Origin of the sequence: Bradyrhizobium sp. SPXBL-02, from assembly GCF_051853065.1 — a bacterium.
GTDB lineage: Bacteria > Pseudomonadota > Alphaproteobacteria > Rhizobiales > Xanthobacteraceae > Bradyrhizobium.
Genome location: NZ_CP182474.1, coordinates 6040421 through 6059558 on the forward strand (window position 1 = coordinate 6040421; position 19138 = coordinate 6059558).

Annotated in this window: 19 protein-coding genes; 7 read left to right on the plus strand and 12 right to left on the minus strand. The window is 64.8% G+C overall.

Annotation, left to right across the window (positions count from 1 at the left end):
* Positions 1-11: 11 nt before the first annotated feature.
* The 4 genes from ACNJYD_RS28185 to fabI form a co-directional block, all read right to left on the minus strand.
* Entirely contained in the window at positions 12-1202 is a 1191-nt protein-coding gene (locus ACNJYD_RS28185) for an adenylate/guanylate cyclase domain-containing protein (protein WP_172787356.1), read from the minus strand.
* A gap of 114 nt (positions 1203-1316) precedes the next feature.
* Positions 1317-2405, minus strand: a complete 1089-nt coding sequence (gene aroC / locus ACNJYD_RS28190) for a chorismate synthase (RefSeq protein ID WP_439363937.1) — start codon at positions 2403-2405, stop codon at positions 1317-1319.
* Positions 2406-2568: 163 nt separating this feature from the next.
* Positions 2569-3168: a histidine phosphatase family protein gene (locus tag ACNJYD_RS28195; RefSeq protein ID WP_439363938.1), complete on the minus strand. Its 600-nt coding sequence runs from the start codon at positions 3166-3168 to the stop codon at positions 2569-2571.
* A gap of 12 nt (positions 3169-3180) precedes the next feature.
* A complete protein-coding gene (gene fabI / locus ACNJYD_RS28200; protein WP_080135587.1) occupies positions 3181-3996 on the minus strand; it encodes an enoyl-ACP reductase FabI in 816 nt (271 codons plus the stop codon).
* Positions 3997-4168: 172 nt separating this feature from the next.
* On the opposite strand from fabI, the gene ACNJYD_RS28205 reads away from it, so the two are divergent.
* On the plus strand, positions 4169-4657 hold the full coding sequence (locus tag ACNJYD_RS28205; RefSeq protein WP_212254679.1) for an RNA polymerase sigma factor: 489 nt from the start codon (positions 4169-4171) through the stop codon (positions 4655-4657).
* Positions 4658-4709: 52 nt separating this feature from the next.
* Positions 4710-5480, plus strand: a complete 771-nt coding sequence (locus ACNJYD_RS28210; protein WP_172787353.1) for an anti-sigma factor family protein — start codon at positions 4710-4712, stop codon at positions 5478-5480.
* A gap of 421 nt (positions 5481-5901) precedes the next feature.
* On the opposite strand, the gene ACNJYD_RS28215 is transcribed toward ACNJYD_RS28210, so the two are convergent.
* Entirely contained in the window at positions 5902-6864 is a 963-nt protein-coding gene (locus ACNJYD_RS28215) for a DnaJ C-terminal domain-containing protein (RefSeq protein ID WP_439363939.1), read from the minus strand.
* Between the two features lie 167 nt (positions 6865-7031).
* Entirely contained in the window at positions 7032-7439 is a 408-nt protein-coding gene (locus ACNJYD_RS28220) for an RT0821/Lpp0805 family surface protein (protein ID WP_172787351.1), read from the minus strand.
* A 113-nt stretch (positions 7440-7552) separates the two neighbouring features.
* On the opposite strand from ACNJYD_RS28220, the gene pdxH reads away from it, so the two are divergent.
* Positions 7553-8194 (plus strand): pyridoxamine 5'-phosphate oxidase, encoded by a 642-nt coding sequence (gene pdxH / locus ACNJYD_RS28225; protein ID WP_172787350.1) that lies wholly within the window; start codon positions 7553-7555, stop codon positions 8192-8194.
* 26 nt (positions 8195-8220) lie between these two features.
* Entirely contained in the window at positions 8221-8973 is a 753-nt protein-coding gene (locus tag ACNJYD_RS28230; RefSeq protein WP_172787349.1) for an SDR family NAD(P)-dependent oxidoreductase, read from the plus strand.
* 215 nt (positions 8974-9188) lie between these two features.
* On the opposite strand, the gene ACNJYD_RS28235 is transcribed toward ACNJYD_RS28230, so the two are convergent.
* Both ACNJYD_RS28235 and ACNJYD_RS28240 read right to left on the minus strand, forming a co-directional pair.
* Entirely contained in the window at positions 9189-9407 is a 219-nt protein-coding gene (locus tag ACNJYD_RS28235; protein ID WP_172787348.1) for a hypothetical protein, read from the minus strand.
* A gap of 205 nt (positions 9408-9612) precedes the next feature.
* Positions 9613-10590 carry a magnesium transporter CorA family protein gene (locus tag ACNJYD_RS28240; RefSeq protein WP_172787347.1) on the minus strand — a complete coding sequence of 326 codons (978 nt, stop codon included), beginning with the start codon at positions 10588-10590 and terminating at the stop codon, positions 9613-9615.
* Positions 10591-10928: 338 nt separating this feature from the next.
* On the opposite strand from ACNJYD_RS28240, the gene ACNJYD_RS28245 reads away from it, so the two are divergent.
* The gene (locus ACNJYD_RS28245; RefSeq protein WP_172787346.1) at positions 10929-11609 is read left to right on the plus strand and encodes a L,D-transpeptidase; all 681 of its coding nucleotides are present in this window, start codon (positions 10929-10931) and stop codon (positions 11607-11609) included.
* A 36-nt stretch (positions 11610-11645) separates the two neighbouring features.
* Here ACNJYD_RS28245 and ACNJYD_RS28250 read toward each other — a convergent pair whose 3' ends face one another.
* Positions 11646-12728, minus strand: a complete 1083-nt coding sequence (locus ACNJYD_RS28250; RefSeq protein ID WP_172787345.1) for an extensin family protein — start codon at positions 12726-12728, stop codon at positions 11646-11648.
* A gap of 65 nt (positions 12729-12793) precedes the next feature.
* Between ACNJYD_RS28250 and ACNJYD_RS28255 the strand changes: the two genes are divergently transcribed.
* Complete coding sequence (locus ACNJYD_RS28255; RefSeq protein WP_172787344.1) at positions 12794-14422, plus strand: fatty-acid--CoA ligase; 1629 nt, start codon at positions 12794-12796, stop codon at positions 14420-14422.
* Between the two features lie 266 nt (positions 14423-14688).
* Positions 14689-15543 (plus strand): DUF1499 domain-containing protein, encoded by an 855-nt coding sequence (locus ACNJYD_RS28260; RefSeq protein WP_172787343.1) that lies wholly within the window; start codon positions 14689-14691, stop codon positions 15541-15543.
* 71 nt (positions 15544-15614) lie between these two features.
* On the opposite strand, the gene ACNJYD_RS28265 is transcribed toward ACNJYD_RS28260, so the two are convergent.
* The 3 genes from ACNJYD_RS28265 to ribB form a co-directional block, all read right to left on the minus strand.
* Complete coding sequence (locus tag ACNJYD_RS28265; protein WP_439363940.1) at positions 15615-16532, minus strand: MBL fold metallo-hydrolase; 918 nt, start codon at positions 16530-16532, stop codon at positions 15615-15617.
* Positions 16533-16713: 181 nt separating this feature from the next.
* Positions 16714-17928: an acyl-CoA dehydrogenase gene (locus tag ACNJYD_RS28270; RefSeq protein WP_036004014.1), complete on the minus strand. Its 1215-nt coding sequence runs from the start codon at positions 17926-17928 to the stop codon at positions 16714-16716.
* A gap of 131 nt (positions 17929-18059) precedes the next feature.
* Positions 18060-19136, minus strand: coding sequence for a 3,4-dihydroxy-2-butanone-4-phosphate synthase (gene ribB, locus ACNJYD_RS28275; protein WP_439363941.1), 1077 nt, complete (start codon positions 19134-19136; stop codon positions 18060-18062).
* Positions 19137-19138 lie beyond the last annotated feature (2 nt).

Here is a 19138-nt window from a genome sequence, read left to right on the forward strand (position 1 = left end):
CGTCGGCGCCGCTAGGCCATCACCACCGGCGTCTCCTCCGCCAGCCCGTACACGCGCTGCGCCTTGGAAAATCCCGCGATCGGAAACTCGCCGAGCTGGTGCCAATCATGGCGGCAGACATTGGCAAAACCTTCCGAGGCCACGACGGTCCGCCCCAGGCGTCCCGTGATCTTCTCCAGCCTTGCGGCGAGATTGACCGCCGGGCCGATGCAGGTGAAGTCGAGGCGGTTGCCGCCGCCGATATTGCCGTAAAGGATGTTGCCGACATGCAGCGCGACGCCGAAGCGGAAGCGCTCGACGACGTCGCCGACCGGAACGGCGAGCGCCTCGACGCTGGCGCGGGACTCGCGCGCGGCCTCCAATACGCGCGCGCAGACATGGGCGGCATCGCCGACATATTCGTCGATCGGAAACACGGCGAGCAGGCCATCGCCCATGAATTTCAACACCTCGCCGCCATGGCCGCGGATCGCGGCGACCTGGCAGTCGAAATATTGGTTGAGGATCTCGACCACCGTCTCGGCCGGCAGCCGGTCCGACAGCGCGGTGAAGCCGCGCAGGTCCGACAGCCAGATCGCCGCCTGCATGGTGTCGTTGTGACCGCGTCGGATCTGGCCGCCGAGGATGCGCGCGCCGGCGCGATTGCCGACATAGGTGTCGAGCAGCATCTCGGCGGTGCGGCGCAGGCTGATGATCTCGCTGACGCGCGCGAGCGGGGCTATGACGGCTCGAATGGCCGCGATGTCGTCGTCGCTGAAGCCATCGGGATGCTGCGTGATCCAGCTCGTTGCGTGGACGGAGCCGTCGAGAAAGCGCAACGGCACCGCGATATAGTCGGTCGCGCCTTCGGCATGCATCTCTTCGAGGAACGGAAATCGCCTGCTGTCGGGATCGCTTGCGCGGCCCCTGACCTCGATGCCCTGCTCGAACACGACGCGAAGCGGGCTGCGGGCGAATTGCGGTGTGTCCAGGACCTCGAAATCGACGCTGCCGATTTCGACATCCTGGCCGTGCCGCCAGATGAAGTTGCGGCCGAAGACTTCGGGATGCAGCGTGCGAATGAAGATGCCGAAACGCGACAGCGGCAAGCCGGCGGCGACCAGACGTTCGCAGAAATCGGCGATCATCTCGGCCGGCTCCTGAGCCGACCAGACGCCGTCGATCAGCCAGTTGCAGACGCGCTGAAGCTCGGAGCTGTTCATGGCTGCATTTGCGGACGAAGTTGCGGGGTCGTCAAGCTGCACGGTGGGCTAGTACCGCGACATTGTCACCGAGGTGTCTTCACCTCTCCCAAGCGGGAAAGAGGTGGAAGGGCGTCAACGTCCTACCTGCCCGCGATCGCGCAGGAAGTGATCGGCCAGCACGCAGGCCATCATGGCCTCGCCGACGGGGACGGCACGGATGCCGACGCAGGGGTCATGGCGGCCCTTGGTGAAGATCTCGGTCTCGGTGCCTTGCCTATCGACGGTGAGACGCGGCTGCAGGATCGACGAGGTCGGCTTCACCGCGAAACGCACCACCACGGGCTGTCCGGTGGAGATGCCGCCCAGCACGCCGCCGGCGTGGTTGGACAGGAAGCGCGTGCCGTCATTGCCGGAGCGCATCTCGTCGGCGTTCTCCTCACCGGTCAGTTCTGCCGCGCCAAAACCGGCGCCAATCTCGACGCCCTTCACCGCGTTGATGGTCATCATCGCACCCGCCAGATCGGAATCGAGCTTGGCGTAGATCGGAGCACCAAGACCTGCCGGCACGCCTTCGGCGACGACCTCGATCACCGCGCCGATCGAGGAGCCGCTCTTGCGGATGCCGTCGAGATAGGTCTCGAAGAACGCGGCCTTGTCCTTGTCGGGACAGAAGAACGGATTTTTCGCGATCTCGTCCCAATCCCACTTGTCGCGATCGATCTTGTGCGGACCGATCTGCACCAAGGCGCCCCGCACCTTCACGTCGGGCAGCACTTTCCGCGCGATGGCGCCGGCGGCAACGCGCATCGCGGTCTCACGCGCCGAGGAGCGCCCGCCGCCGCGATAATCGCGCAGGCCGTACTTCGCCTCATAGGTGAAGTCGGCGTGACCGGGACGAAACTTGTCCTTGATCTCGGAATAGTCCTTCGAGCGCTGGTCCGTGTTCTCGATCAGAAGGCCGATCGGCGTGCCCGTCGTCACCTGCACGCCGGTCTCCGGATGCGCCATCACGCCGGAGAGAATTTTGACCTGGTCCGGCTCCTGGCGCTGGGTGGTGAAGCGCGACTGGCCGGGACGCCGGCGGTCGAGATCCCGCTGGATGTCGGCCTCGGTGAGCGGGATCATCGGCGGGCAGCCGTCGACCACGCAGCCGATCGCCACCCCATGGCTCTCGCCGAAGGTGGTGACGCGGAACATGTGGCCGAAGGTGTTGAAGGACATTCGTCTCTGGCTCGTAAGTCAGTTCTCACTTGTGGTAGCGCCCGGTGGGCCGAGGGTCAAACCAGTTACTCCGTCATTCCGGGATGGTCCGAAGGACCAGACCCGGAATCTCGGGATTCCGGGCTCGGCGCGTTGCGCCGCCCCGGAATGACGGGGGAGCGGCTTAACTAAACTTCTCCAGCCGCCCGTCGCGGAACACGTAGACGGCGCCCTGCTCTATATAGAGCTCGGCGGCGCTGGCGGGTGTCTCGAGCCCCAGGGACACCATCAGAGCCCGGCAGGTCCCGCCATGGGCCACCGCGACGGTGTCGGTCCGGAGCTGGTCGTACCAGGCGCGCACGCGGACCTGCACGTCGGCGTAGGTCTCCCCGCCCGCAGGTCCCACGGTCCATTTGTCGGCGAGGCGCCTTGCGTAAATGTCCGGATCCTTCGCCTCGCTCTCAGCCAGCGTCAGCCCCTCCCAGGTGCCGTAGCCGATCTCGCGCAGACGATCGTCGAGCGCGTAATCGGCAGGCGGCAATTCGAGCTTGCCGCGCGCGAGCTCCATGGTCTGGCGCGCACGGCCAAGCGGGCTCGACACGTAGGGCAGCGCGGCCTTGTCGCGTCCGTCGCGTTTGAACAGTTCGGCCAGAACGGCGCCGGCGTGCACGGCCTGGCTGCGGCCGCGTGCGTTCAGCGGAACGTCCCTGGTGCCCTGAAGCCTGCCGAGCGCATTCCACTCGGTCTCGCCGTGGCGAAGATAGTAGATCGTAGGCCCGGGCATTTGAGCTAGTGGCTAGTCCTTCCCGCCAAGCGAGATATCAGGCGCATCCGGCCGCTTCATGCCGAGCACGTGATAGCCGGAATCGACGTGGTGCACCTCGCCGGTAACGCCGCGCGAGAGGTCGGAGAGGAAATACAGCGCGCTGCCGCCGACGTCTTCGGTGGAGACGTTGCGCCGCATCGGCGCATTGGTCTCGTTCCACTTCAGGATATAGCGGAAGTCGCCGATGCCGGACGCCGCCAGCGTCTTGATGGGGCCTGCCGAGATCGCGTTGACGCGGATGTTCTTCTCGCCGAGATCGGCGGCGAGATAGCGCACGCTGGCTTCCAGCGCCGCCTTGGCCACGCCCATCACGTTGTAATGCGGCATCCACTTCTCGGCGCCGTAATAGGAGAGCGTGATCAGCGAACCGCCATCCGTCATCAGCTTCTCGGCGCGCTGCGCCACCGCCGTGAACGAATAGCAGGAGATCAGCATCGATTTCGAAAAATTCTCCTGCGTGGTGTCGACGTAGCGGCCGTCGAGCTGCTCGCCATAGGCGATCGCATGCACCAGGAAGTCGATCTTGCCCCACTTCTCCTTCAGCACCGCGAACGCGGCATCGATGGTCGCGGCATCCGTGACGTCGCAATGGCCGAGCACGAGGCCGCCGATCTCGGCGGCGAGCGGCTCGACGCGCTTCTTCAGCGCATCGCCCTGATAGGTGAAGGCGAGCTCGGCACCCGCGGCGTGGCATGCCTTGGCGATGCCCCAGGCGATCGAGCGGTTGTTGGCGACGCCGAGGATGACCCCGCGCTTTCCTTGCATCAGACCCGAATTCTGCGCCATTTTTGCACGTCCCGTCGAACTCTCGTTGAGGTCTGGAGGTACACCAGCCCTCCCCCGCGGTACAGCCCAAATCCGCGGCGTTAACGCTGTTTCGAGGACCGGAATAGCCGTTCCGCTCGGGTGTTATGATCGCTATAGGCGCGCGCCTAACGCCAGGGACGTCAAGACTGCAATGAATGCGTTTCGCCAGAGTGTGGAAGCCATGATCCCGGCGTTGCGCCGCTATGCCCGCGCGCTCACGCGCGATGCGGATGCGGCCGACGATCTGGTCCAGGATACGTTGGTCCGCGCGCTGCGTTCGGAGCGGCTGTTTCTCGGAGGCGACGTCAGGAGCTGGCTCTATACGATCCTGACCAACCTCAACAAAAATCGGCGGCGTTCCCTGGCAAGGCGGCCGCAATTCATGCCGCTGACGGATAACAACCCGGATGCCAGCGGGACCGAGGCCGAGGGACGCGACATCGAGAAGGCGCTGACTACTCTCGTCGAGGAGCAGCGTTCGGTGCTGCTCCTGGTGATGCTGGAAGGCATGAGCTACCGCGAGGTTGCCGACATCCAGGGCGTGCCGATCGGCACCGTGATGTCGCGCCTGGCACGCGCCAGGGCCCACGTCAAAGCCTCGCTCGAGGGTGAGCGGACGGCGCTCAGGCGGGTGAAATGATGAGCTGCGCGAAACTGACTTGCAGAAGATATTTTGGGCCGCAGAGACCGATATGAACGACCGCAACATCCCAGTGACCGAGGACGAACTGCACGCCTATGTCGACGGCGAGCTGCCGGCTGAGCGACGCGCCGACGTCGAGGCCTTTCTTGCCGCCCACCCCGACGACGCCGAGCGGGTGCAGTCCTGGCGGACCATGGCCGAGATGCTGCACGCCCGTTACGATTCGGTCGTCCATGAGCCGGTGCCCGCGCGGCTCGAGCTCGAGCGGCTGGAGCGCCGCCCGCGGCAATGGCTCTATGGCGCCGCCGCGGCCGTGCTGGTTGCCTTCGTCGCCGGCGGCACCGTCGGCTGGGTGGCGCATGGCGCCGCCAACGCACCCTCGACCTTCCAGAGCTTTACGGCGGACGCGCTCGGTGCGCACCGCCTCTATGTCGTGGAGGTCCGCCATCCCGTGGAGGTCGGCGGCAACGAGCGCGATCACTTGCAGGCCTGGCTGACCCGGCGCTGCGGCTGGACCGTGTTCGCGCCGAACCTGGAGGCGAGCGGGCTGAAGCTGGTGGGCGGCCGACTTCTGCCGGGACCGAACGGCCCGGCGTCGTTCCTGATGTACGAGGGCGCCTCGGGCGAGCGGTACACGATCTACTCTGCCAAGACCGAGAATGGTGCAACGCAAATGCGCTACGCCAAGACGGACAAGGACGGCGCGTTGTTCTGGTCCGAGCGCGGCGTCGGCTACGTCGTCAGCGGCAGCAGTGATCGCGAGCGGCTGACCAGGGTGGCGCAGGCCGTCTACGACCAAGCAGAGAAAAACGGCACCTAGACAACTGCACAGGCGCGGTGCCCAGATTCCGTCATCGAAAATTTGGAATCAGGACATCGACGCGTCTCATTATCGCACCGGGTGTTCACGCGATTATGAGTGGCGTTCGATCCGCCGATCGACGCGGGCGGCCTCGATTGGGGTTTTTGGTACCGCGCTGGTCCCCCTCTCGAGGCCGCACCTTTTCATCGGCTGCCCCGCCGGACAGCCGACACGTCGAAACCATGAAGCGTGACCCACGCCTCAGGCATATGATGAGCATCATCTCCGGATGACGCCGTGGTCCTTTAGGAGAACCCCTTCAGTTCGATCGCGCCCTAAAGCGCGATGACTCGCGCTTTTGCTCTTTGTTTGCGCATGATCTTTGCGGAAAACCGCGACGCACTTTGCGCTAACGCGGCCCTCCGGGTCTGGATCATGCTTAGCCAATCCCGCTACGTGGATTGTAGGGGTGTTGGTCCCGCCACTTCTCCATCAATGCTTCAAGCTCGGCGTCGTTCCCGTCCGGTAGCATAATCCTGATGGTGACGAAGAGATCCCCGGTCCCGCCAGATTTCGGCAGGCCCTTGCCCTTGAGGCGGAAAGTCCGGCCGCTGGAGGTGTTTTTGGGGACCGAGAGCTCCACGGCATTGCCGAGGGTGGGCACGCGGACCTTGCCGCCGAGCACCGCCTCGTAAAGCGTGACAGGCAGGTCGATCCTGAGGTCGGCGCCCTCGACCTTGAAGAACGGGTGCGGCGCGATGTTGATGGTGATCAGGAGATCGCCGGGCGGATGGCCCTGCGCGCTTTCGCCCTGCCCCCGGAGCCGGATCTGTTGGCCCTCGGTGACTCCGGCCGGAATCTTGACGTTGAGCTCCTTGCCCGTCGGCAGCCGGACCCGCTTCTCGCCGCCCTTGACCGCCTCTTCCAGCGAGACGCTCATGGCGACGTTGACGTCGAGATCGAGCCCGACACCGCCGGTGTCGAACTCGAACTGGGCACCGCCGCCGGCTCCGGGCCGCGCGCCGCGCATTCCGCCGCCGAACATGCTGTTGAGGATGTCCTCGAACGCGCCGCCGCCCGGGCCGCCCGCACCGCCGCTTCGGAACGTATAGCTTTCGAACCCGCCAGGGCCGGCGCGGCCACGAGGGCCGCCACCGCCCGGAAAACCCTGGAAGCGCGGCTTGCCATCGGCGTCGATCTCGCCGCGGTCAAACTGCTTGCGCTTGTCCTCGTCGCCGAGGATCTCGTTGGCCGAGTTGAGCTCGGCGAAGCGTTCGGCCGCCTTCGGATCACCCTTGTTGCTGTCCGGATGGTGCTTCTTGGCCAGCTTGCGATAGGCGCTCTTGATCGCGGCAGCGCTGGCGCTCCGCGGCACCCCCAAGACCTCATAGGGGTCGCGCATTCGTCACGTCTCCTTCAAGAAATCGAATTGTTCAAAGGGCTCCCCGCCCCACCTGCCGGTCATGTGGGAAGAGAGTGGCATTTTTGCAACTAGGAACGCGAGCTGAAGCTCTATGTTTGGAGCATGGCCTTATCGGAAAACCGGTTCCCGCTTTTTCCGGATCGTGCTCAGCTCCGCCACGGCTTTAGCGTATGAATCTCCCAACGGCCACGGCTGCTTTGGCAGCCGGCGCCCTGGAGCCAGCTTTCGGTGTTGCCGTTGACGTAGCTCGCCAGGAAGTCGCGGCATTTGCGCCCGTCCTCGGCGGCGTAGGACTGGGCGATGGGCGTCACCGAGCCGCGCGCCCCGGTCTCCGGATTCTCCCAATGCTGGCTGGAATCCTTGTCGCCCTTGCTGAGCACGTCGGAGGCGGCGTTGCGGGTGAAGGCGAGATCGGTCTCGGTCGGGGGAGCGTCCTTTGCCGGCCGCGCGATCGAGCCGGTGAGGTCGCTGTCGTCGCCCTTGGCATAGGCGGTGCTGTCGTTGCGGGAAAAGCTGCAGCCGCCGGCGCCGAGCCCGATCAGAATCATCGTCATGACGAAGCCGGACGGCCGGATCGCCGATAGGCCAACGCGTCCCCATGCCCTATATAGGGCGGTAGCGGACAACAACGCGTTTTGGGCCGCGGGACGCAACTCGGACTCCGGACATGACCGACACGACCTCGATGAAACACCAGACACCCTTAACATCCGGTGATTTCACCGCCGCCGACGAGCCATTTGCGTTGTTCGAGGCCTGGCTGAACGAGGCAATCAAGAGCGAGCCGAACGATCCCAACGCCATGGCGCTCGCAACCGTCGATTCCGACGGCTTGCCTGACGTGCGCATGGTGCTGATGAAGGGCTTCGATACCGAGGGTTTCGTCTTCTACAGCCACATCGCGAGCCAAAAGGGCCGCGAACTCGCCGCAAATCCTAAGGCAGCCTTACTTTTTCACTGGAAGTCGCTGCGCCGTCAGGTCCGCATCCGCGGCAACGTGACGCCGGTGACCGACGCGGAGGCCGACGCCTATTTCGCGACGCGACCGAAGCAGGCCCAGATCGGCGCCTGGGCGAGCAAGCAATCGCAAGAGCTGGAGAGCCGCTTCGCGTTCGAGCAGGCCATCGCCAAGGTCGCGGCCAAATACGTCATCGGCGAAGTGCCGCGGCCGCCGGGCTGGAGCGGCTGGCGCATCACGCCGCTCCGGATCGAGTTCTGGCACGACCGCCCGTTCCGCCTGCACGACCGCATCGAATTTCGCCGTGACGCCGCCGGCCAACCATGGTCCAAGACGCGGATGTACCCGTAAGCTTCGGGCCGACCTGAAAGATGTCCATGCCGCATTCGTCCAATGCGCCGCGCCGTACGCTGCTCCTGACCGGAGCCAGCCGCGGCATCGGCCACGCCACCGTGATCCGTTTTTCTTCGGCGGGCTGGCGCGTCATCACCTGCTCGCGGCATCCTTTCCCGGAGGACTGCCCCTGGGATGCCGGCCCTGAGGACCACATCCAGGTCGACCTCGGCAACCCCGAGGACACCGCGCGCGCGATCTCCGAGATCCGCAGCCGGCTCGAAGGCGGCACGCTGCATGCGCTGGTCAACAACGCCGCGATCTCGCCGAAGGGCCCCGGCGGCTCCCGCCTGGGCTCGGTCGACACCGACCTCGACACCTGGACGCACGTCTTCCATGTCAACTTCTTCGCGCCGATCATGATGGCGCGCGGGCTGATCGAGGAATTGAAGGCGGCCAAGGGCTCGGTCGTGAACGTCACCTCGATCGCGGGCTCGCGCGTGCACCCCTTCGCCGGCGCCGCCTATGCCACCTCGAAAGCGGCGCTCGCCGCGCTGACGCGCGAGATGGCTTCCGACTTCGGCCGCATCGGCGTGCGCGTCAACGCGATCGCCCCGGGCGAGATCGACACCTCGATCCTGTCGCCCGGCACCGAGAAGATCGTCGAGCAGCAGATCCCGATGCACCGCCTCGGCACGCCCGACGAAGTGGCCAAGATCATCTACGTGCTGTGCACGGACACCTCTTCTTACGTCAACGGCGCCGAGATCCATATCAACGGCGGCCAGCACGTGTAGGCAATCCGCCATCCTACTGTCATTGCGAGCGCAGCGAAGCAATCCAGACTGCCTCCGCGGAGACAGTCTGGATTGCTTCGTCGCGGAGCCTGTCATCCGGCCCGCCGGAGGCGGGACCGGGTGGCTCCTCGCAATGACGAAATTCAGCGCTTAGGGAAGCAAGGCGATCCAGACAACGCCGCCGCAAGACCTGGATCGCCCTTACCTTCCGTTCCTCAATCGAGTCGAATCCGACGAGACCTCTCGCGCGGACGCGGAGCGGCCGTGCTGAATGCAGTCGAGCAGTCGTCGTCGTTCTCACCATCGAGCAGCGGAGCACCACAGTGCCGGCACAGGCGTGCCGACATCGACGGCGCCTTGCCGCTCGTCACCGCCTGACGATAGTGCGCCAGCTCGATGACGTTGCGGGGCGTCGTTATGTGTTTTTCAACCATGGCTGTTCCTCGCGGCTACGCCATGCTTATCGCAGACAAGTTTCGCGCAAACGTTCAGCCCACCGCTCAAATTTTACCGGAGGAATTGCGGCATGACACACACATCACCGCGTCGCCGCAATGCCGATCTATTCTGCGACACGATCCACCGTGTCTATGCGAGCAGCGTAAGGTCTCGGTAGGTATCTTTGCTGGAGCGTGATTCCTACAGCCACTTCTTGAACTTGAAGATCCAGTACGGAACGATGGCAGCGATCAGCATCATCACCAGCGCCATCGGGTAGCCGTGCACCCATTCGAGTTCCGGCATCACCTTGAAGTTCATGCCGTAGACCGATGCGATCAGCGTCGGCGGCATCAGGACAACAGCCATGACCGAAAACAGCTTGATGATGTTGTTCTGCTCGAGATTGACGACGCCGAGCATGGCGTCGAGCACGAAAGTGATCTTGCTGGAGAGATAGGAGGCGTGGTCGGTCAGCGAGGCCACGTCGCGCTGCATGGTCTTGAGCTGCTCGCGCATGTCCTTCGACCATTTCACGCCCTCGACCACCGCCGACAGGAACGTCACGACGCGGCCGATCGACACCAGGCTCTCGCGAACCTTCGAGGTCAAATCGCCCTTGCGGCCGATCGAGATCAGGATCTGGGAATATTGCTTGGCATGGCCGTGGCGCTCGCTCTCCGGCTCGAAGATGTCGTGGGAGACCTGGTCGATCTCGGCACCGCAGCGCTCCAGAATATCGGCGCAGCGGTCGATCACGGCGTCCAGGAGCTCCATCAGCACCATCTCGCCGGTGATCGACGGGGTACAGGAGCGGGCGAGCTTGGCTTCGACCAGCGCAAAGGGCTTGGGCAGGTCGTAGCGCACCGTCACCAGGCGATGGTCGCCGAGGATGAAGGTCACCGCCGTGGTCCGGGGCATGTCGGTATCGGAGTGGCACATCAGCGTCGCGGTCATGTAGCGCGCGCCGTTCTCCATATAGAGCCGGCTGGAGATCTCGATCTCCTGCATGTCTTCCCGGGTCGGGATGGCGATGCCCGCCAGCCGCTCCACGGCCTTGTCCTCGGCGGCCGTGGGGTTGACGAGGTCGATCCAGACCGCGTTGTCCGGCAACGCCGTGAGATCTTCGATAACCGCCTTCTTGAGGGAGGCCTCGGAGGGAACGAACGCCCAAAACATCAAAAGCTCCAGAGATCCTGCGACAGAACGACAGCCCTTAGCGCGATTCTGGCAGGTTCACGATGACAACAACATTAACGGAGCGTTTGCATTTGCGGCACCGCCGGGGCTCAACTGTGGCGCGGAAGGAACAGTTTGGCGCGTCTGGCCAAAAAACCTTCGCAGTAACCCCAAATTTGCGGCAGAAAAGCCACAGCTGGGGTCTTGCAGCGCGGGAAAACGGCTTCAGCGCTGGAATTGTGGCAGATTTCAACGATAATGGGATTAACGGAGTCGAGGAACTTGGGCGCTAAGCTCAGGCCCCTTCCGCACGGTATTGTTTTGATTGGAACCAAACCATGTCGTCGCTGAAAGTTATGTTTGGGATTTTGGCCGCTGGCCTGATGCTGTCGGGCTGCATGCAGGCCACTCATTATGAGGCGGCCGACACCAAAGCCTTCAAGCCGAAGGACAAGGAACTCCTCGCCAAGGTCCGGTACGAAAACACCCCGGTCGCCGAGCCGTTCCGCCGCGCCATCGTCCAGTACCACCGCAAGGAAACGCCCGGCTCGATCGTGGTCGATTCCGACAACCATTACCTCTATTACGTGCTGGATGGCGGCAAGGCGATCCGCTACGGCATCACCGTCGGTGAAGAGGCGATGGCCTGGTCGGGCATCGCCAAGGTGGGAAGCAAGACCGAGTGGCCGGCCTGGCACCCCACCCCCAGCGAAATTTCGCGCCTGGGTGTGCCGACCTATGTCGCGCCGGGTCCGGACAATCCGATGGGCTCCCGTGCGCTGTACCTGTATTCCGGAGGCAAGGACACGCTGTTCCGCATCCACGGCACAAACCAGCCGGAATATATCGGCGCCTCGATCTCGTCCGGCTGTATCCGCCTGACCAACGAGGACGCGATCGATCTCTATGATCGCGTCAAGGTCGGCACCCTCGTCGTGGTGCTCGAGCCGAAGCACGGCGATTCGCCCTACAATTCGCGCCTCGCGCTCCAGGGCGGCGGCTCCAGTTCATCCTACTAAGCAGGCCTTGCCTGAGGCTTTTCAAAAGCGCCGGTTTCACCGGCGCTTTTTTGTTGCCGATTGGTGCGACCGGCCTTTGTTGCCACCCGCCGCCGGCTTGTCTGCCGGCGCAGGAGGTGTCTCCGCCCCTCCGTCGTGGGCGCCCTCCTTTGCCTCGGGTTTGGCCGCGACCTCGCGCGGCGGTGCTTCCTCCGGACGTTCCGCCGGCAGCAGCGGAGCGACCTGAGGCAGCGGATCCCAGACGTTCCACTGGCAGATCCGGTAGTCGTTGCGCCGCTGGGCGAGATCGAGATGGATGTGGTCCTCGTGGTACCAGTCCGAGCCCGGACCGAGCACGGTGGAAAAGCGCGCGCAGACCGAATGCAGCACGCGCTCGCGCACTTCGCGCGCCGTGGCGCGGTCGGTGAGGCCGATCGACTGCCCATTGGCGAGCTTGATGGCGCGGATGTCGATGGCATTGGCTTTGCCGTGCTCGGACAGCATCGCCCCAGCGACGCGGTTGCGGCCGCGGCACTCGAAGGAATCGAAATTATCGAGGTCGCTGATGGGCGAGCCGAGGCTGGCGGCCAGGGGCACGATGTCCTTCCGCAGCCAATCCGCGAGTGCGGACGCCATGGTGCAGCGGAGGATCGCCGCCGGCTTGACCGTCACCTTGCGCTTGTCCGGCAGCACGATAGCCTCCAGCCGCACCAGATCCTCGCCGCCGCAGGCGCCGGGGCCGCGGATATCCGGAATGGACGGCGCGATCGCGATCTCCTCGGTCAGCGCCAGCCGGCAGGCCGAGGCCTGCTTCTCGGGCGGCGGCGCGGCCTCGGCGGGCTTGTCCGCGCCTGGCTTGTCGGGGGACGGCTTGCCGTCTGCCTGCGGCGCCCCCTCATCCGACGCTTTGGGGGCATCCTCGGGACGCGGCTTCGGCAGCGGAATCCTGGCGGGGCGAACGGTTGCGCGGGGCTTTGGTGCTCCAAGGTTGAAGATATCGAGCGGCGCAGGATATTTCCGCGCCTCTGCCCTTTCGGCGAGCAGCAATAGCCCCGCCGCAGCGGTAACCATTGCCGCGCCAGCGGACATATAGCCGCGACAAGACCATTTGCGGCGAAAGTCCGGCAGGCTAAAACTCATGTCAATTCTTTGGCCCAACGCTGAGAGCGACAATGCGCCCAGCGACTTCTCGGAGGAACGTCGGAATGCTTGGTTTGATGCAAGATTGGCCCCTGCTCTGCCACCGAATCATCGAACACGCCGCCAGGATTCATGGCAAGCAGGAGGTGGTCACACGCTCGGTCGAGGGTCCGATCCATCGCACCACCTACGCCGAGATCCACCAGCGCGCGCTCAAGGTCTCGCAGATGCTGGAGCGCGACGACATCAAGCTCGGCGACCGTGTCGCAACGATCGCCTGGAACACCTGGCGCCATCTCGAGGTCTGGTACGGCATCATGGGGATCGGCGCCATCTGCCATACCGTCAATCCCCGCCTTTTCCCCGAACAGATCGCCTGGATCATCAATCATGCGCAGGATCGCATCGTGATGACCGATCTCACCTTCGTTCCGATCCTGGAGAAGATCGCGGACAAGCTGCCAAGCGTGGAGCGCTACATCGTGCTCACCGACAAGGCGCACATGCCGGAGACCACGCTGAAGAACGCGGTGGCCTACGAGGACTGGATTGCGCAGGCCGACGGCAAATTCAAATGGAAGGACTTTGACGAGAACACGGCGGCGGCGATGTGCTACACCTCCGGCACGACCGGCGATCCCAAGGGTGTGCTGTATTCGCATCGCTCCAACGTGTTGCACGCGCTGATGGCCAACAACGTCGACGCGCTCGGCACCAGTGCGTCCGAGACAATGCTGCCGGTCGTTCCGCTGTTCCATGCCAACAGCTGGGGCATCGCCTTCTCCGCCCCCTCGCAGGGCACCAAGCTGGTGATGCCGGGCGCCAAGCTCGACGGCGCCTCGGTCTATGAACTGCTCTCGACCGAGAAGGTGACGCACACCGCCGGCGTGCCGACGGTGTGGCTGATGCTGCTCCAGCACATGACCGCCAACAATCTCAAGCTGCCGGATCTGAAGATGGTGATCTGCGGCGGCTCGGCGATGCCGCGTTCGATGATCAAGGCCTTCCTCGACATGGGCTCGAACGTCCGTCACGCCTGGGGCATGACCGAGATGAGCCCGATCGGCAGCGTCGCGGCGCTGAAGCCGCCGTTCCAGAATGCCACCGGCGATGCCAGGCTCGACGTGCTGCAGATGCAGGGCTATGCGCCCTTCGCCGTGCAGATGAAGATCACCGACGATGCCGGCAAGGAGCTGCCCTGGGACGGCAAGACGTTCGGCCGCCTCAAGGTCTCCGGGCCTGCCGTCGCCAAGGCCTATTACCGCGTCGACAGCAACATCCTCGATGAGGACGGCTTCTTCGACACCGGCGACGTCTCGACCATCGACGAGGACGGCTATATGCGGATCACCGACCGCTCCAAGGACGTGATCAAGTCCGGCGGCGAGTGGATCTCCTCGATCGACCTCGAAAACCTCGCGGTCGGCCACCCTGCCGTGGCGGAAGCCGCCGTGATCGGCGTGTTCCACCCGAAGTGGGACGAGCGGCCGCTCCTGATCGTGCAGCTCAAGCAGGGCCAGCAGGCCACGCGCGAGGACATCCTCAAGTTCATGGACGGCAAGATCGCCAAGTGGTGGATGCCCGACGACGTCGCTTTCGTCGACGGCATTCCGCACACCGCCACCGGCAAGATCCTCAAGACGGCGCTGCGAGACCAGTTCAAGGATTATCGCTTCCCGAACGCGGCGGCGTAATCGTTGGTGCCACCCTCCCCTGGAGGGGGAGGGTCGGCTCGCAGCGCGTCAGCGATGTGAGCCGGGGTGGGGTGACAGTCTCTCCCCAATAGCGGTGCCCGTGCGGAGAGATCACCCCACCCCGCTCGCGCTGCGCGCGATCGACCCTCCCCCTCCAGGGGAGGGTGATCGACCCTTGAATTTGCCCCCGCGCCGTGGTCTCAACGGTCCTATCGTCGCGCCAGATCGGCCGGCATCGCGCCCAACATCCGGCAGAGCTTCACCCGATGGCCCGCAGGTTTTCCGCTCCCTACCAGTCGGAGCCCGTGTCCAGCCTCGCGAGCTGGGCGCGCAATCTGGCCGTGTTCGCGGTGGTGGCGGTGGTGGTGTCGATCATCGTCGTCCGCTTCGATTTCCTGGAGCCGAAGCCGGCGCTTGCGACGTTCATCGGCGGCATCGCGATCGCCGGCCTCTCGATCCTGTTCGGGCTCGCCGGCTTTGCCGCGATCTGGCAGAACGGCTCCCGCGGCATGGCCCGCATCCTGCTCGCCTTCCTGATCGACGGGGCGATCCTGGCCTACCCCGCCTATTTGGCCTTTCAATATCGCAAGCTGCCGTCGATCTACGACATCACCACCGACCCGATCGATCCGCCGCGCTTCGACGCGCTGGCGCGCCTGCGCACCGGCGAGGGCACCAACACCGCGGTCTATGCCGGTCTCTATTCGGCGGAGCAGCAGCGCCATTTCTATCCCGACATCGAGCCCGTCGAGCTCGAGATCCCGGTCGACCGCGCCTATGCGATCGCGCTCCAGCTCGTTCACAAGCGCAAATGGATCGTGATCGACGAGCGCGCACCGCAGCCGCCACGCCGCATCGGCCGCATCGAGGCGGTCGCGCGCACGCCGATCATGGGTTTCCGCGAGGACGTTTCGATCAGGGTCGTGCCGGATGGCGATGATTCCCGCGTCGACATCCGCTCTGCGTCGCGCAATTTCGACAGCGACCTCGGCAGCAACGCCGCGCGCGTCAAGAAATTCATCGACGACCTCAACACCGCCGCCGATGCCGACGCGCTCAAGCCGGTGAAGAAAACCCCGGTCGCACCGCCCAAGGCGCCGGCGAAGACGGTGAAGAAGTGAAATTGGCGAATGGGGAGTAGCGAATAGCGAATGGAGCCGCCCAACCGCTACTCCCCATTCGCTATTCGCCCTCAGGCCATCCGATAGGTCCCGCCGATCACGGGATCGCCATCCGTTGCCACCACGCCGCGCGCGACCAGGTCTTCGAGGTGCGCCAGAACGGAATAGCCCGCCGCCGTCGTCAGGCGCGGATCGATACCGATATAGATCGCGCGGACCATGGTCGGGATGTCGGTCTCGCCCTTGGCGAGGCGGTGCAGGATCGAGGCCTCGCGCGCCTTGCGGTGACGGATCAGGAAGCGCACGAAGCGCTGGCCGTCGGGAATCTCGGGGCCGTGGCCCGAGAAATAGAGATCCTCCTCGCGGGCCGCGAGCCGGTCGAGCGAGTCCATGTAGTCGATCATCGAGCCGTCCGGCGGCGCCACGATCGAGGTCGACCAGCCCATGACGTGGTCGCCCACGAAATTGAATTTTCGCTCGGGCCAGGCGAATGCCAGATGATTGGCCGTGTGGCCTGGCGTCGCGACGGCCTCGAGCCGCCAGCCGTCACCTTCCACGATGTCGCCGTGCGCGAGGCTGACGTCCGGGACAAAATCGCGGTCGGCACCGGATTCCGGATTGTGCTTCTCGCTCTCGAAACGCGGCCGCGAGGCGCGATGCGGGCCTTCGGCATAGACCGGCGCAGCTGTCGCCTGCTTGATGCGCGCGGTGTTCGGCGAATGATCGCGATGGGTGTGGGTGACGAAGATGTGCGTCACCGTCTCGCCGCGCACCGCATCGAGCAGCGCCGCCGCATGCGCCGCATCGTGAGGACCGGGATCGATGATCGCGACATTGCCCTTGCCGACGATGTAGCTGACCGTCCCCGTGAAGGTGAACGGGCTCGGATTGTTGCAGAGCACGCGCCGCACGCCGGGGCGGACCTCCTCGACGATGCCGGGCTTCAGCGGAAAGTTGCGGTTGAACGGGACGTCGTCATTGTCGGACATGGGACTTCCTGTCGCCACACTCTCTGCCGTCATACCCCGCGAAGGCGGGGTATCCAGTACGCCGCGGCGCCAGTGACAAAAGCGAAGTCTCTGGGATACTGGATCGCCCGCCCCAGTGCGCAACTGCGCACAAGGCGGGCGATGACAGTGGAGCAACTAGCCGCGGCGGAAAACACAATGACTAGAAAAACGCCTGAATGCCCGTGATCGCGCGGCCCAGGATCAGGGCGTGGACGTCGTGGGTGCCCTCGTAGGTGTTGACCGTCTCGAGGTTATGGACGTGGCGCATCACGTGATATTCGATCGAGATGCCGTTGCCGCCGTGCATGTCGCGGGCGGTGCGGGCGATGTCGAGGGCCTTGCCGCAATTATTGCGCTTCATGATCGAGATCATCTCGGGCGCGAACTTGCCCTCGTCCATCAGGCGGCCGACGCGAAGCGAGCCCTGAAGGCCGAGCGCGATCTCGGTCTCCATGTCCGCGAGCTTCTTCTGCACCAGCTGGGTCGCGGCGAGCGGCTTGCCGAACTGCTTGCGGTCGAGCGTGTATTGACGGGCGCGATGCATGCAGTCCTCGGCGGCGCCCAGCGCACCCCAGGAGATGCCGTAGCGGGCGCGGTTGAGGCAGCCGAACGGGCCCTTGAGTCCGGAGACGTTGGGCAGCAGCGCGTCTTCGGGAACCACGACGCCGTCCATCACCACCTCGCCGGTGATGGAGGCGCGAAGCGAGAGCTTGCCGCCGATCTTCGGCGCGGACAGGCCCTTCATGCCCTTCTCCAGCACGAAGCCGCGGATCTGGTTGTCGTGCGCGGCCGACTTGGCCCAGACCACGAAGACGTCGGCGATCGGCGCGTTCGAGATCCACATCTTGCTGCCGGTGAGGCGATAGCCGTCCGACACCTTCTCGGCGCGGGTCTTCATGCCGGCCGGATCGGAGCCGGCATCGGGCTCGGTCAGGCCGAAGCAGCCGACCCACTCGCCGCTGGCGAGCTTGGGCAGGTACTTCTTGCGCTGGTTCTCGTCGCCATAGGCGTAGATCGGGTACATCACCAGCGAGGACTGCACCGAGTTCATCGAGCGATAGCCGGAATCGACCCGCTCGATCTCGCGAGCGACGAGGCCATAGGCGACGTAGCTCGCATTGGCGCAGCCATATTCCTCAGGCAGCGTGATGCCGATCAGGCCGAGCTCGCCCATCTCGTTGAAGATCTCGCGGTCGGTCTTCTCCTCGAGATAGGCCTTGGAGACGCGCGGCAACAGCTTGTCCTGGGCATAGGCACGGGCGGTGTCGCGCACCATGCGCTCGTCTTCGGTGAGCTGCTCGTCGAGCAGGAACGGATCGTCCCACTGGAAAGAAGCCGCAGCCGGCTTGTCCTTGGCCTGAGGGCGCACGCTCATGAAACGTCCTTTCGCGTCTGGTTCCGTCTAAATATTGCCCGACAAATTAAAGCGCCGCGGCAACAAGTGCAATTGCATCCTGGTTTCGGTCATTCCGGGTCGCGCAACGGCGCAAACCGGAAACGATGCGGTCAGATTTCGAGCTGCTCGTTGGCGACGATCTCGATGCCGAAGCCCGACAGACCCTTGTAGTCGTGCACCGACGAGGTGAGATGCCGGATCGAGGTGACGCCGAGGTCGCGCAATATCTGCGCGCCGACGCCGACCTCGCGCCACTGGCGGTTGCGGTCGGCCTCCGTCGACGTCTCGTCCGGCAGCGGCGAAACGGGCACGCCGGCCGCGCCGTCGCGCAAGTAGACCAGCACGCCACGGCCGGTCTTCTTGAAATGCTCGAGCACGGCGGCCATGCGCTTGTGGCCGGTGAAGGTGTCCTTGACGATGTTCGGCTTGTGGAAGCGCGTCAGCACGTTCTTGCCGTCGCCGACGCCGTTGTAGACGAAGGCGACGTGGGCGATGGAATCGAACGGCGAGCGGTAGGCGTAGCCCTGCAAGGGGCCGATCGGGCTGTCGGTGACGAAGGTCGAGACCCGCTCGATCAGCTTCTCGCGCGCCTGGCGGTAGGCGATCATGTCCGCGATGGTGACGTGCTTGAGCTTGTGCCTGACCGCGAACTGCGCGACCTGCTCCCCCTTCATCACGCTGCCGTCGTCGTTCATGAGCTCGCTGATGACGCCGACCGGCGGCAGGCCGGAAAGCTTGCAGAGGTCGACGGCGGCCTCGGTATGGCCGGATCGAAGCAGCACGCCGCCGTCCTTGGCGATCAGCGGGAAGATGTGGCCGGGCCGGGCGAAATCGCTGGCGCCGACATTAGGATTGGCGAGCGCACGGCAGCACGAGGCGCGCTCATCGGCGGAGATGCCGGTGCCGCCGTCGGCCTTGTAGTCGATCGAGACCGTGAACGCGGTGGTGTGCGCGGAATCGTTGTGGGCGACCATCGGGTCGAGCCGCAGCCGGCGCGCGTCCTCGGTCGTCACCGGCGCGCAGACGATGCCGGAGGTATGGCGGATGATGAAGGCCATCTTCTCGGCGGTGCAGAGCGAGGCGGCGACGATCAGATCGCCCTCGCCCTCGCGGTCCTCGTCGTCGGTAACGACCACGAGCTCACCCCGGGCAAAGGCCTGCAAGACTTCCTGAACGCTATCGGGCATTT